General features: G+C 68.8%; 14 protein-coding genes. 11 read left to right on the top strand and 3 right to left on the bottom strand.

Annotated features, from left to right (window positions below; translation table 11 throughout):
• Position 1: 1 nt before the first annotated feature.
• From SFB74_RS02355 to SFB74_RS02345, 3 genes are all read right to left on the bottom strand, one after another.
• Positions 2 to 1,207 (bottom strand): M20 aminoacylase family protein, encoded by a 1,206-nt coding sequence (locus tag SFB74_RS02355; protein ID WP_432729065.1) that lies wholly within the window; start codon positions 1,205 to 1,207, stop codon positions 2 to 4.
• A gap of 131 nt (positions 1,208 to 1,338) precedes the next feature.
• A complete protein-coding gene (locus SFB74_RS02350) occupies positions 1,339 to 1,839 on the bottom strand; it encodes a nucleoside deaminase (RefSeq protein ID WP_432729064.1) in 501 nt (166 codons plus the stop codon).
• Between the two features lie 23 nt (positions 1,840 to 1,862).
• Positions 1,863 to 3,062, bottom strand: a complete 1,200-nt coding sequence (locus SFB74_RS02345; RefSeq protein ID WP_432729063.1) for a glycerophosphodiester phosphodiesterase — start codon at positions 3,060 to 3,062, stop codon at positions 1,863 to 1,865.
• 104 nt (positions 3,063 to 3,166) lie between these two features.
• Between SFB74_RS02345 and argE the strand changes: the two genes are divergently transcribed.
• The 11 genes from argE (at position 3,167) to SFB74_RS02290 (ending at position 16,631) form a co-directional block, all read left to right on the top strand.
• Positions 3,167 to 4,333 (top strand): acetylornithine deacetylase, encoded by a 1,167-nt coding sequence (gene argE / locus SFB74_RS02340; protein WP_432729062.1) that lies wholly within the window; start codon positions 3,167 to 3,169, stop codon positions 4,331 to 4,333.
• Positions 4,326 to 5,588, top strand: coding sequence for a DUF445 domain-containing protein (locus SFB74_RS02335; RefSeq protein ID WP_432729061.1), 1,263 nt, complete (start codon positions 4,326 to 4,328; stop codon positions 5,586 to 5,588). The genes argE and SFB74_RS02335 overlap by 8 nt, the downstream gene beginning before the upstream one ends.
• A gap of 145 nt (positions 5,589 to 5,733) precedes the next feature.
• Entirely contained in the window at positions 5,734 to 7,449 is a 1,716-nt protein-coding gene (locus tag SFB74_RS02330) for a hypothetical protein (RefSeq protein ID WP_432729060.1), read from the top strand.
• Between the two features lie 136 nt (positions 7,450 to 7,585).
• A complete protein-coding gene (locus tag SFB74_RS02325) occupies positions 7,586 to 8,359 on the top strand; it encodes an MHYT domain-containing protein (RefSeq protein ID WP_432729059.1) in 774 nt (257 codons plus the stop codon).
• A 109-nt stretch (positions 8,360 to 8,468) separates the two neighbouring features.
• Positions 8,469 to 10,079 carry an acyl-CoA carboxylase subunit beta gene (locus tag SFB74_RS02320; RefSeq protein WP_432729058.1) on the top strand — a complete coding sequence of 537 codons (1,611 nt, stop codon included), beginning with the start codon at positions 8,469 to 8,471 and terminating at the stop codon, positions 10,077 to 10,079.
• Positions 10,076 to 12,052: an acetyl/propionyl/methylcrotonyl-CoA carboxylase subunit alpha gene (locus SFB74_RS02315; RefSeq protein ID WP_432729057.1), complete on the top strand. Its 1,977-nt coding sequence runs from the start codon at positions 10,076 to 10,078 to the stop codon at positions 12,050 to 12,052. The genes SFB74_RS02320 and SFB74_RS02315 overlap by 4 nt, the downstream gene beginning before the upstream one ends.
• A 37-nt stretch (positions 12,053 to 12,089) precedes the next feature.
• On the top strand, positions 12,090 to 12,992 hold the full coding sequence (locus tag SFB74_RS02310; RefSeq protein ID WP_432729056.1) for an SDR family oxidoreductase: 903 nt from the start codon (positions 12,090 to 12,092) through the stop codon (positions 12,990 to 12,992).
• A gap of 48 nt (positions 12,993 to 13,040) precedes the next feature.
• Positions 13,041 to 14,201, top strand: coding sequence for an acyl-CoA dehydrogenase family protein (locus SFB74_RS02305; RefSeq protein ID WP_184640254.1), 1,161 nt, complete (start codon positions 13,041 to 13,043; stop codon positions 14,199 to 14,201).
• A 7-nt stretch (positions 14,202 to 14,208) separates the two neighbouring features.
• Positions 14,209 to 15,372 carry an acyl-CoA dehydrogenase family protein gene (locus tag SFB74_RS02300; RefSeq protein WP_432729055.1) on the top strand — a complete coding sequence of 388 codons (1,164 nt, stop codon included), beginning with the start codon at positions 14,209 to 14,211 and terminating at the stop codon, positions 15,370 to 15,372.
• 73 nt (positions 15,373 to 15,445) lie between these two features.
• The gene (locus tag SFB74_RS02295) at positions 15,446 to 16,204 is read left to right on the top strand and encodes a slipin family protein (protein ID WP_432729054.1); all 759 of its coding nucleotides are present in this window, start codon (positions 15,446 to 15,448) and stop codon (positions 16,202 to 16,204) included.
• 124 nt (positions 16,205 to 16,328) lie between these two features.
• Positions 16,329 to 16,631: a Dabb family protein gene (locus tag SFB74_RS02290; protein ID WP_432729053.1), complete on the top strand. Its 303-nt coding sequence runs from the start codon at positions 16,329 to 16,331 to the stop codon at positions 16,629 to 16,631.
• Position 16,632: the final 1 nt, after the last annotated feature.

The following is a 16,632-nucleotide window of genomic DNA, read 5'->3' as shown; positions in this document are numbered from 1 at the left end:
ATCAGGCGGCGGTGCCGCCGGGCTTCCTGAGGAACTGCTCCGCGATCTGCACCCAGCAGGTGGCGCCCAGCGGGATCAGATCGTCGTTGAAGTCGTAGCTCGCGTTGTGCAGCGTGCAGGGACCTTCGCCGTGGTGCACGTCGCGGTGCGCACCGTCGCCATTGCCGATGAAGGCATAGGCGCCGGGCTTGGCCTGCAGCATGAAGGCGAAGTCTTCCGAGGTCATGGCTGCTTCCTGCTTCAGCACGTTCTCGGGGCCGACGACGTCGCCCATCACGCGGCGCGCGAAGTCGGCCTCGGCTTCGGTGTTGATGGTGGGCGGGTAGTAGCGCTCGAAGCGGAACTCGCAGGTCGCGTCATGCGCGGCGCAGATGTGGTCGCAGATCTGCTTCATGCGCGCTTCGATCATGTCGAGCACCTCGATGGAGAAGGTGCGCACCGTGCCCGACAGCTCGCAGTTGTCGGGAATCACGTTGTTGGTCTCGCCCGCGTGGATGGTGGTGACGGAGATCACGGCCGAATCGGTCGGCTTCATCTTGCGCGTGAGGATGGTCTGGAAGGCCTGCACGATCTCGCAGGCGATCGGCACCGGATCGACGCCTGTCTGCGGCAGCGCCGCGTGGCCGCCCTTGCCGACCACGTTGACGAAGAACTTGTTGCCCGAGGCCATCACCGGGCCGGGGCTCACCGCGAACTGGCCGGCCTTCATGCCGGGCCAGTTGTGCATGCCGAAGACGGCATCCATGGGGAATTTCTCGAAGAGCCCTTCCTTGATCATCTCGCGGGCACCGCCGCCGCCCTCTTCAGCGGGTTGGAAGATGAGGTACACGGTGCCGTCGAAGTTGCGGTTCTTCGACAGGTGCTGCGCAGCAGCGAGCAGCATGGCCGTATGGCCGTCGTGCCCGCAGGCGTGCATCTTGCCATGGTGCTTGCTGGCGTGGGCGAAGGTGTTGAGCTCGGTGACGGGCAGTGCGTCCATGTCGGCGCGCAGGCCGACGGCGCGGTTGCTGGTGCCGTTCTTGACGATGCCCACCACGCCGGTGGTGCCCAGGCCGCGGTGGATGGGGATGCCCCATTCGGTGAGCTTGCCTGCCACCACGTCGGCGGTGCGGACTTCTTCGAAGCAGAGTTCAGGGTGTGCGTGAAGGTCACGTCGGATGGCGGCGATGCCTGCCGCCTGCGTGACGAGCGAGTCGATGAGTTTCATGGGGTGTCGTCTCAAAACGCCAGTCTATCCACTATGGCGTCGCGAGGCACCGCGGAAAACGCTCAGTCGCGCGCAGTCCTCATGCGCTGGAGGTCAAGCAGAGGCAAGGCGGCCATCCGCCGTGCCCTCCTTCAGTGCGCGCCGCTCCAGAAGCCCACATGCGGTGCGGCTGCTTCCTGCTCGAGCAGCGGCCCCACGACCTCGACGCGCCGCTGCCCGCGCGCGAAGACTTCGCGGCAGGGAAGCGAAAAGGTCGGGTTTTCGGGATGGTCGCCGGTCAGGCCGAGCAGCGCGTGCTCGGAAAGCGCATAGACCACGCGTCCGATGTTGGTCCAGTAGATCGCGCCCGCGCACATGCAGCAGGGCTCGGCGCTGGTGAAGAGCGTGCAGCGCGCGAGTTCCTCGGGCGTGAGCAGCCGCGCGGCCTGCGCGGCGGCCACCAGCTCCGCGTGCTGCGTGGGGTCGCCCTCGGGCGGCATCGAGTTGTTGCCCGCGGTGACGACGACCTCGCCATGCTCGTTCGCCACCAGCGCGGCGAAGGGATGGCGCCCGCGCGCCTTCGATTCATCCGACAGGCGGATGGCCATGCGAAGCAGTTCGAGGTCGCGCGGGGAGAGGTCGTCGGTGGTCATGCCCCCGACGATACCCTGATCGATCAGCGTCCGATGCTCTTGAGGTAGTCGGCGCGCGCGGCCAGCGCGGTGTCGGTGAAGTCGGTGAAGACACCGTCCACGCCGAGCTTGTAGTACGCACCGTATTCGTTCTTGCCGTCCTTGCCGTAGTCGGAGGCCAGTCGGCGCGACTCGTTGCGGAAGGTGAAGGGGTGCACGAACAGGCCCGCCTTGTGGGCGTCGGCGATCAGCGAGGTGGGCGCCATCGAGGTCGCGTCGGCGTCGTCGATCTTGCCGTCCTTGTTGACGTCCACCGGCTTGCCGTCCGCGCCGATGGTGCCCTTGACGCTCACGATGTAGCGCTTCCAGGGGCCGATGCCGTCGGCGTACTTCCTGATCTCCGCCAGGCCCGCGGGCGTGACCATGACGTCGAAGTTGCGCTTGTCGCCGGCCTTGGTCCAGTCGTAGGGACGGTCGCTGGGCACCGCGAAGGTCACGGCGCCGGTCTTCATGTCGACGCTGTCGCCGTCGATGAGCTGGATGAGCTTGGTGTTCAGCCCCTTGCTCTTCATGTACTTGAGGCTGCCCGGCTCGAAGGACTGCACGTAGATGGGCGCGGTCTTGCTGTTCCAGCCGGCCGCGTTGATGGCGGCGATGACCTTGTCCTCCATCGGCAGGCCGAGGTCGCGGAAGTAGGTCGGGTTCTTGGTCTCGGGATAGATGGCGATGGTGCGGCCGGTTTCCTTCGACTTGGCCTTGGCGAAGTCGATGATTTCCTGGAAGGTCGGCACCTTGTACTTGCCGTCGAACTGCCGCGGGCGCTCGGGGTCGGTGGAGATCGCGCCCAGGGTCTTGATCTCGGCCAGCGTGAAGTCGTTGCTGAACCAGCCGGTCTGGGTTTCGCCGTCGACCTTGATGGTCTTCTTGCGCGAGGCGAAGCGGGGGTGCCTGGCGACGTCGGTGCTGATGGCGAGGTTGGGGTCGTGGCGGGCGATGAGCACGCCGTCCTTGGTGGAGATCAGGTCCATCTCGATCACGTCGGCGCCGAGCTCGATGGCGCGGGCATAGGCTTCGAGGGTTTCCTCCGGCAGATAGCCCGATGCACCACGATGGGCAATGACCAGCGGCGGATTGCCGTCCAGCGTCAGCAGCTTGTTGCCGCCGCCGGAGGGGCCGGTACTGCTGCAGGCCGCCAGGGCAAGGGCTGCGGTGGAGGTCAGGGCGATCTGAAGAGAAGTGCGCATGGTCGGGGTTTCTCCGTCTGGATGGGAGGCGCAGGGTACCCGCTCGGAGTGACAGCTTCGACATCCATGCACGCACGGCGCCGACTTCCGGGAGAATGTGTTGCATGCTCCACACGCTTTCCCCCCAAAGCCTGCTGATGGCCCAGACCCTGGTGCGCATGAACACCGTCAGTGCCAACAGCAACCTCGAACTGATCGACTTCGCGCAGAGCCACCTCGCGGCCCTGGGCGTCAAGAGCCGCATCACCTACAACGCCGAACGCACCAAGGCGAACCTCTTCGCCACGCTGGGCGAAGGCAAGCCAGCCGGCGTGATCGTCTCGGGCCACACCGACACGGTGCCCTGGGACGGCCAGGACTGGAGCGTCGATCCGCTCTCGGCCGTGGTGCAGAACGAGCGCCTCTACGGTCGCGGCTCGGCCGACATGAAGAGCTTCATCGCCATCGCGCTGTCGAACGCGAAGCGCTTCCTGGAAAGCGACTCGCCCTTCGCGGTGCACTTCGCCTTCAGTTATGAAGAAGAGATCGGCTGCTTCGGCGTGAAGGAACTCATCGCCGACATGCGCGACGCCGGCATCAAGCCCATCGCCTGCATCGTGGGCGAGCCCACCAGCATGGTGCCCGCCATCGCGCACAAGGGCGTGTACCGCTACAAGTGCTGCGTGCGCGGCAAGGAGGCGCACTCCTCGCTCACGCCGAAGTCGGTCAACGCCATCGAGATGGCGGCCCGGGTGATCGGCAAGGTGCGCGACATGGCCGAGGGCTTCGAGCGCAGCGAGCCGCGCTACGAAGGCTTCGACGTGCCCTTCAGCACCGCGAGCGTGGGCCAGTTCCATGGCGGCATCGCCGACAACGTGGTGCCGCGCGACGCCGAGTTCCGCTATGAATTCCGCGACCTGCCCACCGCCGACGCAGGCAAGATGCAGGCCGAGGTGGTCGCCTACGCTGGCAGCCTCGAACCCGCGATGAAGAAGGTGGCGCCCGACACGGGCTTCAGCTTCGAAACCATCTGCGAGATCCCGAGCTTCCTGGGTGCGGCCGACAACCCCATCACCAAGCTGGCGCAGCGCCTCTCGGGCGAGGAGCGCACCACGCTGGTGGCCTTCGGCACCGAAGCGGGTCTCTTCAAGAACGCCGGCATCCCCACCGTGGTGTGCGGCCCCGGCAGCATCGAGCAGGCGCACCAGCCCGACGAGTTCGTGAGCCTCGAACAACTCGCGCGCTGCGAGCTGTTCATGGAGCGCCTGGCATCCACGCCGAGCATTGGCTGAGAACGGCGGCAACATCGACGCGTCGCGGCGCATGAAGCGCGTCGCGCTCGGCCTGCTGTGCGGCGCCGCGCTGCTCTATGCGGTGGCGAGCGTGCTGCACGACCAGCATGCGGCCTGGGGCTACGTGGCGGCCTTCGCCGAGGCCGCGATGGTCGGTGCCATCGCCGACTGGTTCGCGGTGGTGGCGCTCTTTCGCCATCCGCTGGGCCTGCCGATTCCGCACACGGCCATCATCCCGAGCAACAAGGACCGCATCGGCGCCAAGCTCGCGGGCTTCATCTGCGACAACTTCCTGAGCACCGCGCAGGTGCTCGCCAAGCTGCGGCAGTTCGACGCGGCCGGCCGCGTCGCCGAATGGCTGGCGCGGCCCGCCAGCGGCGAGAAACTCGGCGAATGGGGCGTGGCCGCCACGCGCTACGGCCTCTCGGCCTTCGACGACGAGCGCGTGCGCGACTTCATGGGCCGCGCCGCCGCGGCAGGCCTCGCGAAGATTGACCTCTCGCGCCTCACCGGCCAGGCGCTCGATGCGCTCACCGCAGGCGGGCGCCACCAGGCGCTGCTCGACGATGTGCTGCAGCAGGTGGCCGGCCTGCTCGAAGGCGAGGAGGTGCAGGCGCACATCACCGACGCGATCGCGCGCGAGATCAAGACGCTGCGCTACGTAGGCCTCGACCAGGTGGCGGCCAAGCTGGCCACGCGCAAGATCGTCGCGGCGGTGGCGCGCACCATCGGCGAGCTCGCGGCCGAACCCGACCATCCGATGCGCAGGCGCTTCGACCACTTCGTCGACGACTTCGTGGTGCGCCTGAAGCTCGACCCCGAGTTCCAGCAGCGCGGCGAGCAGATCCGCGCGGAGCTTGTCGCGCACCCCGCGCTGGGCGACTACCTGCACGGGCTGTGGGGCGAACTGCTCGCATGGCTGCACGACGACCTGGGCCGCAACGACTCGGCCATCCGCCGGCGCATTGCCTCGATGGCGGCCGCGCTGGGCACGCGGCTGCAGGGCGACGAGGCCATCCGCCGCTGGATCAACGAGCAGATCGAGGCGGCCGCGCCGCTGGCCATCGAGCGCTACCGCGAGGACATCCGCCGCTACATCGAGGAGCGCGTGGGCGAGTGGAACGCGCAGGAGATGACGGTCGAGCTCGAGCGCCACATCGGGCGCGACCTGCAGTTCATCCGCATCAACGGCACGCTGGTGGGCGGGCTGGTGGGGCTGCTGATCCATACCGCGACGCAACTCCTGCGCGGCTGATCCGCAGGCTGAAGTGCGGCTGAAGGCCGCGGGTAATCCACAGCGAACGAAAGTCCGCATCCTGTCCCCGCCGGGACTCCGCGGCGCCTTCCTGCTCCTAGACTGCTGCGCGCATCCGCAGCATCCACAAGAGGAGAAGCCAACCATGCCCCGTCGACGCATCGGCGCCCTTGCGCTGACCGCCACCCTCGCCCTGCTGGGCGCCTGCAGCAGCCTCGCGCCGCCGACGTCGGCCCCGCCCAAGGCTCCCGCCTCGCCTGCCGCATCCGCCGCCACGCGGCCCGCGCCGGCGGACCAGACGACCCGGCCCGCCTCGTGGGCGGCGCCCGAGGCGCTGGTCGCGCCCTCGGCCTTCGCCGGGGTGCACGGGCTGGCCATCGACGCCAAGGGCCGGCTGCTCGCGGGCTCGGTGCTGGGCAACACGATGTGGGAAGTCGACCGCAACACCGGCGCGGCGAAGATATTCATCGATGCGCCCGAAGGCCAGGCCGACGACATCGCCGTGGGCCCGAAGGGCGAGCTGGCATGGACCAACTACCTCATGGGCATGCTGCGCTACCGCGAGAGCGACACCGCCCCCATGCGCGTGCTGGCCAAGGACCTGCCCGGCCTCAACTCGCTCGATTTCGACCGCCGCAACGGCAAGCTCTACGCCTCGCAGGTGTTCCTCGGCGACGCGCTGTGGGAGATCGACCGCGAGGGCCAGAAGCCGCCGCGGCTCATCAGGAAGGACATGGGCGGCTTCAACGGCTTCGAGGTGGGGCCCGACGGCATGCTCTACGGGCCGCTGTGGTTCAAGGGCCAGGTGGTGAAGATCGATCCGGCCAACGGCAACCTCACCGTGATCGCCGACGGCTTCAGGATTCCGGCGGCCGCCAACCTCGACGGCAAGGGCAACCTCTGGGTGGTCGACGCGCGCAGCGGCGAACTGGTGCGGGTGGAGCTGGCCACGGGCCGCAAGACGGTCGCGAAGCAGCTGCAGCCGTCGCTGGACAACCTCGCCATCGCCCCGGACGGGACGATCTACGTCTCCAACATGGCCAACAACGAAGTGCAGGCCTTCAACCCCGCCACCGGCGAGCTGCGCACGCTCACCAGCGGCAAGGTGGCGGCGCCGGCGGGCATGAAGATCGACGGCGACGACCTCTGGGTGGCCGACGTCTTCGGCTTCCGCCAGGTCGACGTGCGCAACGGCGAGGTGCGCGACGTGTTCCGCATGCAGCGCGACCCCGACCTGGACTACCCATTCGCCGTCGGCCTGTCGCCGAAGCTCTTCGCGCTGAGCTCGTGGTTCACGGGCTCGGTGCAGCTGGTCGACCGGCAGACGCTGAAGACGGTCGAGACCATCCACGGCCTGAAGGCGCCGTTCGACGCCATTCCCATGCCCGACGGCAGCGTGATCTACGCCGAGATCGCCACCGGCAGCATCACGCGCGCCAGCGGGCCGAAGTTCGCGCAAAAGTCAGTACTCGCCAGCGGCCTGAACGGCCCGGTGCAGATGATCGTCGGCCAGGACGGCGCGCTCTACGTGACCGAGGCGGCCGGCCGGCTGCTGCGCATTCCGCTGGATGCCAGCGCCCCGCTGCGCGCGGTGGCCGAGGGGCTGGCCCTGCCCGAGGGCCTGGCGCAGACGCCCTGGGGCAGCTTCATCGTCGCCGAGAGCGCGGCGCGGCGGCTGGTGGAAATCGCGCCCGACGGCAGCCGTCGCACCATTGCCGAGAACCTGCCGATCGGCCTTGCGCCCGGCCCCGGACTGCCGCCGCCCTACGTGGTCACGGGCGTCGCAGTGGGCCGCGACGGCACGGTCTACATGGCGGCCGACCGCAACAATGCGATATATCGAATCAGCCCGGTAAGGTAGCGTAACAATAAGTGTAAATTTCAGTTTACTTTTTAAAACAAACATTACAGACTGCGCGGGACGTCTTGCGGCGTCCCGTTCGCATCCGGCGACCGGGGGTCCGCGAAACGCTCTTTTGACCTGAAAGGGACATCGCATGACTCCGCTCGTCGTAGGCCAGATCCTGTCGCCCGAGTACTCCCTGGGCATGGTGGCGCTCTCCTTCCTCATCTCCTTCGCGGGCTCGCTGGTGGCCCTGATCTGCGCCGGCCGGATGGTCGGCGCGGACGGCAAGCCCAACCTCGCCGTCGTGACCTGCGCGGCGGTGGCGCTGGGCGGCATCGGCATCTGGTCGATGCACTTCATCGGCATGCTGGCGTACCGGTTGCCAGTAGCCATTTCGTACAACATGCCGCTCACGGTGGTGTCGCTGGTGGCGGCCATCCTGATCTCGGGCATCGCGCTGTACATGGCCGGCGGACGGCGCAAGTTCAGCAAGCCGGGCTGGCTCGCGGGCAGCCTGCTGGCAGGCCTGGGCGTGTGCGTGATGCACTACATGGGCATGTTCGCGATGAACATGCGCGCCTCGATGAACCTCGACCTGGCGACGGTCGGGTTGTCGGTGCTGATCGCCGTCACCGCCGCCGGAGCCGCCCTCTGGCTCGCCTTCAACCTGCGCAAGTTCACGCACAAGGTCGCGGCCGCCGCGGTGATGGGCGTGGCGGTCTGCACCATGCACTACGTGGGCATGAGCGCGGCCAGCATGGTCTGCACCGCCGCGGCGCCGGTCGACGCGCTGGCCATCGGCGGCAGCTACATGGGCCTCACGGTGTTCGGCACGGCCGGCGCGGTGCTGATCTTCATCTACTGGGTGGTCACGGGCAGCAGCCTCGACGCCCCGGTCGCCGCCCGGCGCGTGCGTGCCGGCTGAGATGCGCGCCGGAGGGCCGGCGGGCACCAGCCAGTAAGCGCAAGCGGGCGCGGCGCCCGCGTCCTAGAGTCCGTGCAGAGCAAGAAAAACGATCTGCACGGACTCTCACATGCCAGTCATCGAATCACGGCTGCAAGCGGCCAGCGACACCTTCCAGGCCAACCAGTCCAGCATGCTGGCGCTGCTCGGCCAGGTGCGCGAGCATGAAGCCCGCGCCGTCGCGGCCTCCGGCGCCTCGGCCGAGCGCTTCGCCAGGCGCGGGCAACTGCTGCCGCGCGAGCGCATCGCACTGCTGCTGGACACCGGCGCGCCCTTCCTGCCGCTGGCCTCGCTCGCGGGACTGGGACAGGACAACCCCGATCTCGCGAAGAGCGTGCCGGGCGGAGGACTGATCTCCGGCATCGGCTACGTCTCGGGCGTGCGCTGCATGGTCAACGCCTCCGACTCCGGCATCGACGCCGGCGCGCTGCAGCCCATGGGCCTGGACAAGCAGCTGCGCGTGCAGGAGATCGCGCTGGAGAACAGGCTGCCCTACGTGCAGCTGGTGGAAAGCGCCGGCGCCAACCTCATGCACTACCGCGTGCAGGACTTCGTGCGCGGCGGCAACATCTTCCGCAACCTCGCGCGGCTCTCGGCCGCGGGGCTGCCGGTGGTGACGGTGACGCACGGCTCCTCGACCGCGGGCGGCGCCTACCAGACCGGGCTTTCCGACTACATCGTGATGGTGCGCGACCGCACGCGCGCATTCCTCGCGGGGCCGCCGCTGTTGAAGGCGGCCACGGGCGAGATCGCCACCGAGGAAGAGCTCGGCGGCGCGGTCATGCACACCCACATCTCGGGCCTGGGCGACTACCTCGCGGAGGACGACCGCGACGCCATCCGCATCGCCCGCTCGATCCTCGGCGGCATCGACTGGGCACGCGACGAAGAACCGCGCCGGTTCGCGCCGCCGTGCTACGACGCCGACGACCTGCTCGGCATCATGCCGACCGACGGGCGGCGGCCGGTGGACATGCGCGAGGTCATCGCGCGCATCGCCGACGGCTCCGAGTTCCTGGAGTTCAGCGAGCACTACGGCAGCGCCACCGTCTGCGGCCACATCCGTCTCGAGGGGCACGCCGTGGGCATCATCACCAACAACGGCCCCATCGACTCCGACGGCGCCACCAAGGCCACGCACTTCATCCAGGCCTGCTGCCAGTCGCGCACGCCCATCGTCTACCTGCAGAACATCACCGGCTACATGGTGGGCCGCGCACACGAGGAGGCCGGCATCATCAAGCACGGCGCGAAGATGATCCAGGCCGTCTCGAATGCCACCGTGCCGCAGGTCACGCTGCTGTGCGGCGCCTCGTACGGCGCGGGCAACTACGGCATGTGCGGCCGGGGCTTCGCGCCGCGCTTCTGCTTCAGCTGGCCCAACGCGCGCACCGCCGTGATGGGCGGCGAGCAGGCGGCGAAGACCATGGCGATCGTGATGGAGGCAGGCATGGCGCGAAAGGGCGCGGTCGACCAGTCGAAGATCGACGCGATGCAGCAGCAGGTCATCGAGCGCTTCGACCGGCAGATGAGCGTGTTCACCACCAGCGCCCTGCTGCTGGACGACGGCGTGATCGACCCGCGCGACACGCGCGCCGTGCTGGCCGAAGTTCTCTCGGTGTGCCGCGACGCCGATGCGCGCACGACGCAACCCATGCAGTTCGGGGTGGCACGTCCATGAGCAGCAACACCACCAATAACAGCACCATCGCCAGGTTCCGCAAGATCCTGGTCGCCAACCGCGGCGAGATCGCGATGCGCGTGATGCGCACCGCGCGCGCCATGGGCTTTCGCACCGTGGCCGTGTACTCCAGCGCCGACGCCGGCTCGGAGCACGTGCGCTTCGCCGACGAGTCGGTGTGCATCGGCGAGCCCCTGCCCGCGCAGAGCTACCTGAACATCGCCGCGATCATCGAGGCCGCACGCACCAGCGGCGCCGACGCGGTGCATCCGGGCTACGGCTTCCTCGCCGAGAACGCGGCCTTCGCGCAGGCTTGCCGCGATGCCGGGCTGGTCTTCATCGGCCCCTCGCCCGAGGCCATCCGCGCGATGGGTGACAAGGCCGGCGCCAAGCGGCTGATGCAGGCGGCGGGCGTGCCCTGCATTCCGGGCTACCAGGGCGAGGACCAGGGCGAGAAGACGCTCGCCGCCGAAGCCGCGCGCATCGGCTGGCCCGTGATGATCAAGGCCACGGCCGGCGGCGGCGGACGCGGCATGCGGCTCGTCACCTCGGCCGCGAACTTCGCCGAGCAACTGCGCAGCGCGCAGTCGGAAGCACTCAATGCATTCGGCGACGCCACCGTGATCCTGGAGCGCGCCATCGTCGCACCGCGCCATGTCGAGGTGCAGGTGTTCGCCGACCGGCACGGCAACGCCATCCATCTCGGCGAGCGCGACTGCTCGGTGCAGCGCAGGCACCAGAAGGTGGTGGAGGAAGCACCCTCGCCCGCCGTCTCCGAAGCGCTGCGCGAACGCATGGGCGCCACGGCCGTGGCGGCGGCGAAGGCCATCGCCTACGAAGGCGCGGGCACGCTCGAATTCCTGCTCGACGCCGATGGCCAGTACTGGTTCATGGAAATGAACACGCGGCTGCAGGTGGAGCATCCGGTGACGGAGGCAGTGACCAGACTCGACCTGGTCGAACTGCAGCTGCGCGTCGCGGCCGGCGAGCCCCTGCCGATCGCGCAGCAGGACGTGCGCATCGCCGGCCACGCGATCGAGGTGCGCCTGTGCGCCGAAGACCCGAAGCAAGGCTTCATGCCCCAGGGCGGCACGCTCGCGGCATGGCGGCCCTCTACCGCGCTGCGCACCGAGCACGCCCTGCGCGACGGCGCCGAGGTGCCGCCCTTCTACGACTCGATGATCGCCAAGCTGGTGGCGAGCGGCCGCACGCGCGAGGACGCGAGGCAGCGGCTGCTGGCCGGCCTGCAGGACACCGTCGCGCTCGGCATACCGACCAACCAGCAGCTGCTGCAGCGCACGCTGTCGCACGAGGTCTTCGCGAACGGCGCGGCGACGACCGCCTTCGTGGCCGATCACATCGACGCGCTGCTCGCCGATGACGAGCCGGCCCGGACCCGCGCCGCATTGCTCGCCGCGCTGCTGCTCCAGCTCGGCGAACGCGGCTGGCCCTCTCCGCTGGCGCACACGCTGCCCAACGCCCTGCGCTTCGAGCTCGACGGCACGGTGCACGCGGCACGCGTGACGCCGCGCGGCGCCGGCCGCTTCGACATCGCGCTCGACGGCAAGGAACCGGTGCAGCTCGCTCTGCTCGCCTTGCCCGGCGACGGCAGCCTGCGCTTCTCCTTCAACGGACTTTCCGCGCAGGCCTTCGTCGCGCGGCACGACGGCCGCGTGTTCTTCCACCACGACGGCCAGGCCCACCGGCTCGACAACCTCACGCACGTCGCCGCAACCCGCGCCGATGCCGACGGAGGCGACGGCCTGCTGCGCGCCTCCATGAACGGCCGCGTGATCGCGCTGCTGGTGGCCGAGGGCGACGCCGTTGCGGCGGGCCAGCCGCTCGTCACGCTCGAGGCGATGAAGATGGAGCACGTGCACTGCGCGCCGCGCGCCGGCCGGGTCGCCCTGCATGTCGCGGTGGGCGCGCAGGTGGCGGCGCGCCACGTGGTCGCGCAGGTCGCCGATGCATGACGGTGCTCGCCTCCACGCCTTTCCGAAAGCCAAACGCATGACCTCAGCCTCTTCCCACTACCGTTCCGTCTTCGCGCCCGGCCTGTTCGACGGGCAGGTCGTCGTCGTCACCGGCGGCGGCTCCGGCATCGGCCGCTGCACCGCGCACGAACTCGCCGCGCTGGGCGCGCAGGTGGTGCTGGTCGGGCGCAAGCCCGAGAAGCTCGACGCGGTGCGCGCCGAGATCGAGGCCGCCGGCGGCAAGGCCTCCACGCAGGCCTTCGACATCCGCAACGAGGACGCGGTGCGCGAGGCCGTCGCGGGCATCGTCGCCGTGCACGGCCGCATCGACGGGCTGGTGAACAACGCGGGCGGCCAGTACATCACGCCGCTGCATGCGATCTCGGCCAAGGGCTGGGAGGCGGTGATCCACACCAACCTCACGGGCGGCTTCCTGGTCGCGCGCGAGTGCTTCCTGCAGAGCATGCAGGCCCACGGCGGCGCCATCGTCAACATCGTGGCCGACATGTGGGGCTCCATGCCCAACATGGGCCACAGCGGCGCGGCGCGCGCGGGCATGGTGAGCTTCACCGAGACAGCCGCGCTCGAATGGGCCGCGAGCGGCGTGCGCGTGAACGCGGTGGCGCCGGGCTACATCGCATCGAGCGGCATGGACCACTACCCGCCCGAGGCAGGCGACATGCTGCGCGCCATGCGCAAGACCGTGCCGGCCGGGCGCTTCGGCAACGAGGCCGAGACCTCCGCCGCCATCGTCTTCCTGCTGGGCCCGGCCGCGAGCTTCATCAGTGGCAGCGTGCTGCGCGTGGACGGCGCCCGCCCGCAGGTGCGTATGGGCTGGCCGATGGCGCTTCCCGACGCGCAGGCGCGGGAGCGCCGCGCGGTGAAGCCCTTCGACGGCTTCCATCTCGCGCAGGCGCCGCGCGTGTTCCAGGACAAGTAGAGAACAACGAGAGAACAGACGAACGAAAGATCGACCGGAGACCATTTCATGCAGTACAGCCACGAACACCTCGAGATCCAGAAGACCCTGCGCCGCTTCATCGACGACGAGATCAACCCGCACGTGGACGAGTGGGAAGAAGCCGAGATCTTTCCCGCGCACGAAGTCTTCAAGAAGCTCGGCAACCTCGGCCTGCTGGGCCTGAACAAGCCCGAGGCCTTCGGCGGCGCGGGCCTGGACTACTCGTACGCGATGGCCATGGCCGAGGCGCTGGGCCATATCTCGTGCGGCGGCGTGCCGATGGCCATCGGCGTGCAGACCGACATGTGCACCCCCGCGCTCGCGCGCTTCGGCAGCGACGAGCTGCGCCGCGAGTTCCTCGCCCCCGCCATCGCTGGCGACATGGTCGGCTGCATCGGCGTGAGCGAGCCCGGCGCGGGCAGCGACGTGGCGGGCCTGAAGAGCCACGCACGCAAGGACGGCGGTGACTATCTCATCAGCGGCCAGAAGATGTGGATCACCAACAGCCTGCAGGCCGACTGGATGTGCATGCTGGTCAACACCGGCGACGGGCCCGTGCACCGCAACAAGTCGCTCGTGATGGTGCCGATGGACAGCCCCGGCATCGAGAAGGCGAAGAAGCTGCGCAAGATCGGCATGAATTCGAGCGACACCGGCCTCATCTACTTCGACAACGTGCGCGTGCCGCAGCGCTACCGCATCGGTGAGGAAGGCCAGGGCTTCGTCTACCAGATGCAGCAGTTCCAGGAAGAACGGCTCTGGGCGGCCGCGAGTTCGCTGGAGCCGATGGAAGACTGCATCGCGCAGACCATCGAATGGGCGCAGCAACGCCAGATGTTCGGCTCCACGCTGGCCGACCAGCAGTGGGTGCAGTTCAAGCTGGCCGAGCTCAAGACCGAGGTGGAGGCGCTGCGCGCGCTCACCTACCGCGCCTGCGACCTGCACGTGAAGGGCGAAGACGTGCTCGAACTCGCGTCGATGGCCAAGCTCAAGACCGGCCGGCTCACGCGGCAGGTGGCAGACACCTGCCTGCAGTTCTGGGGCGGCATGGGCTTCACGCTCGAGAACCGCGTCTCGCGGCTGTATCGCGACGGCAGGCTGGGCTCCATCGGCGGGGGAGCCGACGAGGTGATGCTGGGCATCCTCGCGAAGACCATGGGCATCGCCAAGCGGCCGCCGCGCGGCTGAACACGGCATGGACGCCGAACTGCAAGCCGACCGCGCCGCGCTCGCCGACACGGTACGGCGCTTCGCCGAAAGCGAGATCGCGCCGAACGTGCAAGCGTGGGACGACGCGGGCGAGTTTCCGCGCACGCTCTATGCGCGCGCCGCCGAACTCGGCCTGCTGGGCCTGGGCTATCCGGAAGAACTCGGCGGCACGCCCGCCTCGTACTCGCTCAAGCTGCCCGCGTGGATCGCACTCGCGCGCCATGGCAAGAGCGGCGGCGTGCTCGCGAGCCTGTTCTCGCACAACATCGGCCTGCCGCCGGTGGTGCTGCATGCGAGCGACGCGGTGCGCGGCGAGGTCGTGCCGCCGGTGCTGCGCGGCGAGAAGATCGCGGCGCTCGCCATCACCGAGCCCGGCGGCGGCTCCGATGTGGCGGCGCTGCGCACGACGGCGCGGCGCGATGGCGACCACTACGTCGTCAACGGCGAGAAGACTTTCATCACCTCCGGCATGCGCGCCGACTGGATCACGGTGGCCGTGCGCACCGGCGAGGGCCGTGGCGCGGGCGGCATCTCGATGCTGCTGGTGCCGGGCGACGCGCCGGGCCTCACGCGCACGCGCCTCTCGAAGATGGGCTGGCTGTGCTCCGACACTGCCACGCTGCACTTCGACAACGTGCGCGTGCCCGCGCGCTACCTGCTCGGGAACGAAGGCGAAGGCTTCCGCATGATCATGGGCAACTTCAACGGCGAGCGCATCGGCCTCGCCGCGGGCGCACTGGGCTTCTCGCAGGCCTGCCTCGACGAGGCGCTGGCCTGGGCGCGCGAGCGCAAGGCCTTCGGCGCTCCGCTCATCGGGCACCAGGCGGTGCGCCACAAGCTGGTCGACATGCAGATGCGCATCGCCTCCACCGAGGCGTGGATAGAGGCCGTGTCTGCGCAAGGCGATGCGCTGGAAGCGGCCGGGCACCACAACGCGCCCGAGTGGGTCGCGCAGATCTGCATGCTGAAGAACCACGCGACGCAGACCATGCAGTTCTGCGCCGACCAGGCAGTGCAGATCCTCGGCGGCATGGGCTTCATGCGCGGCACGGTGAGCGAACGCGTCTACCGCGAAGTCAAGGTGATGATGATCGGCGGCGGGGCCGAGGAGATCATGAAGGAGCTGGCGGCCAGGCAGATGGGCTGGTAGGCGCCGCGCGGAACGCCGCCGCGCGCCGGGTGTCCAACCATCCAGCGCTTTCGCTGGGTTGCAGGAGACCGTCATGCTCTCTCTCACCGCAGTCACCGGCGCCGTCATCGTGGTCCTGCTGGCGGTGCTGCTCTTTTCCGCGATCTGGATCTTCCGGGAGTACGAACGCGGCATCGTCTTCACCCTCGGACGGTTCTCGAAGGTCTCGGGGCCCGGCCTGGTGCTCGTGATACCGGCCATCCAGCAGGTGGTGCGCGTGGACCTGCGCACCGTGGTGCTCGAAGTGCCCACGCAGGACGTGATCTCGCGCGACAACGTGTCGGTGAAGGTCAGCGCGGTGGTCTATTTCCGCATCGTCGACGCCGAGAAAGCCATCATCCAGGTCAGGGACTTCTTCAACGCCACCAGCCAGCTGGCCCAGACCACGCTGCGCTCGGTGCTGGGCAAGCACCAGCTCGACGACATGCTGGCCGAGCGCGAACAGCTCAACCTCGACGTGCGCGAGTCGCTCGACGCGCAGACGGCGTCATGGGGCATCAAGGTGTCGAACGTGGAGATCAAGCAGATCGACCTGACCGAATCGATGGTGCGAGCCATCGCGCGCCAGGCCGAGGCCGAACGCGAGCGGCGCGCCAAGGTGATCCACGCCGAAGGCGAGCTGCAGGCATCCGAGAAGCTCGCCAGGGCCGCGCGCGTGCTGGCGCAGGAACCGCAGGCCATCCAGCTGCGCTACCTCGAAACGCTCACGGTGATTGGCGCCGACAAGAACACGACCATCGTGTTCCCGCTGCCGGTGGACCTGCTGGCGAGCTTCCTGTCCAAGCCCGCCTGACGACGCGAAAGCGGAAAACTGTTCTTCACCGGCGCCCCGCGCGGCGTCTGGTGTTTCGCGCGCGGCGTGCCTACGATCGGCCGCACTGCTTTCGCTCCTTCTTCATTTCCAGACAAGCCGATCCATGTTCAAGCACATCGTGATGTGGAACCTGCGCGCCGATTCGCCGGCGCAGAAACAGCAGGCCACGCAGCTGCTCAAGCACAAGTTCGAATCGCTGCGCGGACAGATCCCGGGCCTGCTGCACATGGAAGTGGGCATCGACTCGAGCCGCGTGGACTACGCCTGCGACGTGGTGCTCTACAGCGAGTTCGACAGCCAGGCCTCGCTGGACGGCTATGCCACGCATCCGGCGCATCTGCGGGTGCGGGAAGAGCTGGGCGACCTGCGGATCGCGCGGCACCAGGTGGACTACGCGGCGGGCTGAT

The organism is Variovorax xiamenensis (assembly GCF_050916385.1).
GTDB lineage: Bacteria > Pseudomonadota > Gammaproteobacteria > Burkholderiales > Burkholderiaceae_C > Variovorax.
This window is presented reverse-complemented; position numbering and strand designations above follow the sequence as displayed.

Coding starts and splice junctions, on each gene's coding strand:
- SFB74_RS02355 (WP_432729065.1), bottom strand. CDS start 1,207: ATGAAACTCATCGACTCGCTCGTCACGCAGGCGGCAGGCATCGCCGCC.
- SFB74_RS02350 (WP_432729064.1), bottom strand. CDS start 1,839: ATGACCACCGACGACCTCTCCCCGCGCGACCTCGAACTGCTTCGCATG.
- SFB74_RS02345 (WP_432729063.1), bottom strand. CDS start 3,062: ATGCGCACTTCTCTTCAGATCGCCCTGACCTCCACCGCAGCCCTTGCC.
- argE (WP_432729062.1), top strand. CDS start 3,167: ATGCTCCACACGCTTTCCCCCCAAAGCCTGCTGATGGCCCAGACCCTG.
- SFB74_RS02330 (WP_432729060.1), top strand. CDS start 5,734: ATGCCCCGTCGACGCATCGGCGCCCTTGCGCTGACCGCCACCCTCGCC.
- SFB74_RS02325 (WP_432729059.1), top strand. CDS start 7,586: ATGACTCCGCTCGTCGTAGGCCAGATCCTGTCGCCCGAGTACTCCCTG.
- SFB74_RS02320 (WP_432729058.1), top strand. CDS start 8,469: ATGCCAGTCATCGAATCACGGCTGCAAGCGGCCAGCGACACCTTCCAG.
- SFB74_RS02315 (WP_432729057.1), top strand. CDS start 10,076: ATGAGCAGCAACACCACCAATAACAGCACCATCGCCAGGTTCCGCAAG.
- SFB74_RS02310 (WP_432729056.1), top strand. CDS start 12,090: ATGACCTCAGCCTCTTCCCACTACCGTTCCGTCTTCGCGCCCGGCCTG.
- SFB74_RS02305 (WP_184640254.1), top strand. CDS start 13,041: ATGCAGTACAGCCACGAACACCTCGAGATCCAGAAGACCCTGCGCCGC.
- SFB74_RS02300 (WP_432729055.1), top strand. CDS start 14,209: ATGGACGCCGAACTGCAAGCCGACCGCGCCGCGCTCGCCGACACGGTA.
- SFB74_RS02295 (WP_432729054.1), top strand. CDS start 15,446: ATGCTCTCTCTCACCGCAGTCACCGGCGCCGTCATCGTGGTCCTGCTG.
- SFB74_RS02290 (WP_432729053.1), top strand. CDS start 16,329: ATGTTCAAGCACATCGTGATGTGGAACCTGCGCGCCGATTCGCCGGCG.